This window comes from Desulfococcus sp. (assembly GCF_050178255.1).
Taxonomy (GTDB): domain Bacteria; phylum Desulfobacterota; class Desulfobacteria; order Desulfobacterales; family Desulfococcaceae; genus Desulfococcus; species Desulfococcus multivorans.
On sequence record NZ_JBFXGG010000137.1, the window covers coordinates 1 to 2276 of the forward strand.

Below are 2276 nucleotides of genomic sequence, written 5' to 3' on the forward strand. Positions count from 1 at the left end.
ATTTCAGGGCCCTTGCAGAAAATCACGGCACGCTCCATGATGTTCGCCAGTTCCCTGACGTTTCCCGGCCAGTCGTACCGGCAGAGGAGATGCATGGCCGGGCCGGAGATGCGGGGGATGTTCCTGCCGGCCTCGGCGCTGTATTTTTTCAGGAAATGATCGGCCAGAAGCGGAATGTCCGCCTTCCGCTCCCGGAGGGAGGGCATGGCGATCCTCGCCACGTTGATGCGGTAGAAGAGGTCCTCCCGGAAGCGGCCCAGAGCCACCTCCCGGCGCAGGTCCTTGTGGGTGGCGCAGATGAACCGGGCGTCCGCCGTAAGGGTCTGCATCCCGCCCACCCGCTGGAAGGTGCCGTTTTCGAGGATCCGAAGCAGGGAAATCTGGGTCTGGACCGGGATATCCCCGATTTCGTCCAGGAAGATGGTGCCGCCGCGCGCCAGCTCGAAATGCCCCTTTTTCCGGTAAAGGGCCCCGGTAAACGCCCCTTTCTCATGGCCGAACAGCTCGCTGCCGATGAGGGTTTCCGTCAGGGCCGCGCAGTTGACCTTGACCATGGGGCCGGATCTTCTGGGGCTGTTGTAATGGACGGCATCCGCCGCCAGGTCCTTGCCGGTGCCCGTCTCCCCCGTGATCAGGACATTGGCGCTGGAGGCGGCCACATCCTTGATCCGCTGGAAGACCCGGAACATCCTGGGATCCCGGCCGATGAAATTCTCGAGCCGGTAGTGCTTCCGGCGCTCATGCCCTGAAAACCGGTTTTTGTCCAGGATCTCCTTGTGCCCGGCGACGTTCCGGATGAGGGATCTGACGGCCTGGAAGTCAAAGGGCTTCAGGATATAGTCGTAGGCCCCCGCCTTGATGGCGTTGACGGCATCCGACACGGCGCCGCTTCCCGTCACCATGACCACGAAGGTTTCGGGAAATTCCTGCCGGATCCGCTCCAGCAGTTCGAACCCGTCCATCCCCGGCATGACGACATCGGATATCACCAGGTCCGCCGGGAAGGCCTTGAGGATTTTCAAGGCCTCCTCCCCGCCGGACGCGGTCCGGACCTGGAAAGGCTCCTTCCCGAGGGCCTTGGAGAAAAGGTTCCGGATCACGGGGTCGTCATCCACAAACAGTATTTTAATCTTTCCGTCCACTGGTCTTCCTGATTGTTCCGGGCCTTGACGGCATGAAAGAAATGGGGGCAACGGCGGGAACTCGAAAACCGCCCGATTATGATCCCCGCCCCGCTCCGTCACGATTTTCCGGCCATCGATCCGCTTCGGCGCCCTTTTCACAGCTCGAGGCCATACCGCACCCCGAGCAGCCGCACCCGCAGGCGTCTTTCGGGGGCGCCGTCATCGTCCGCCATATGCGTCGGACCAGATAGACCGTCGATATGCCCACCACCAGCAATACAATCCATTTATCCATAATGCCTCTCTGCGGTTGCTGCGTTACACTCAGAATTCCACCGGGTAAACGTCCACTTGCCGGGACAAAGACGATAAAAGGAATCACTCGCCTCCGCGATCTGCCTCACCTATACAATAAGGCATATTAATGGTTGAAACAATCACCGCCTTTGCGACGCATGCGCCCGTCAGGGCGATAGGGGTTCGACGGTCCGGCCCGACAAGCCGAAGAGCCTATCCGCCCCGAGACGGAAGCGGCGCCGACAACCCATTCAATCCGTTGGGAAAGCGGCACGGCGGAAAAGGGTGTTGGTTTTTGTCCGGTTCTGTATTATTCTTCCCCTCGTATTTTTCTCCAACCCCCGGAAAGGACGGCAATTGTGAACCTTTTCTTCAAAACCGCGACGTGGGCCGGATCGGGCCTCGTTCTCTTCCCCCTTGCCCTGACCATCGCCGGCATCCTGTGGTTGAGGGGCAGAGCTGCCGATGCCCTGCTCGTTTCAGGGGGCCTTTTCGGCGCTTTCGTCCTGGTCCACGGCCTCAAGCGCCTGTTTGCCAGGTCCCGGCCCAACGTTCAGGATCTGTTGGTGTCCATGCCCTCGGATTTCTCCTTCCCCAGCGCCCACACCACCCAGGCCACAGCCTTCGCCCTTGCGTGCGCCATGGCGCTCTCCCGGCATGTTTCCACGACCGCCGGCCTGCTGATCTGGGGATGCCTGACCCTGACGGCGCTCCTGGTGGGCATATCCCGGGTCTACCTTCAGGTGCATTACGTCTCGGACGTTGTCGCCGGCGCCGTTCTCGGCGCGGCATGGGTGCTGACCCTCCACCGGCTGCTGAAATGGGCGGACCCGCAATTCTGAAAAAATGCCGCGG

At 61.2% G+C, this 2276-nt stretch carries 3 protein-coding genes; 1 reads left to right on the forward strand and 2 read right to left on the reverse strand.

The features are described from left to right. Together AB7S84_RS15545 and AB7S84_RS15550 are read right to left on the reverse strand one after the other, a co-directional pair. The coding region (locus AB7S84_RS15545) for a sigma-54-dependent transcriptional regulator (protein WP_428155607.1) at nucleotides 1-1142 on the reverse strand (1142 nt) is incomplete at its 3' end. A gap of 76 nt (nucleotides 1143-1218) precedes the next feature. Next, on the reverse strand, nucleotides 1219-1419 hold the full coding sequence (locus AB7S84_RS15550) for a FeoB-associated Cys-rich membrane protein (RefSeq protein WP_428155609.1): 201 nt from the start codon (nucleotides 1417-1419) through the stop codon (nucleotides 1219-1221). A gap of 361 nt (nucleotides 1420-1780) precedes the next feature. Between AB7S84_RS15550 and AB7S84_RS15555 the strand changes: the two genes are divergently transcribed. Further along, complete coding sequence (locus AB7S84_RS15555) at nucleotides 1781-2263, forward strand: phosphatase PAP2 family protein (RefSeq protein WP_428155611.1); 483 nt, start codon at nucleotides 1781-1783, stop codon at nucleotides 2261-2263. Nucleotides 2264-2276 lie beyond the last annotated feature (13 nt).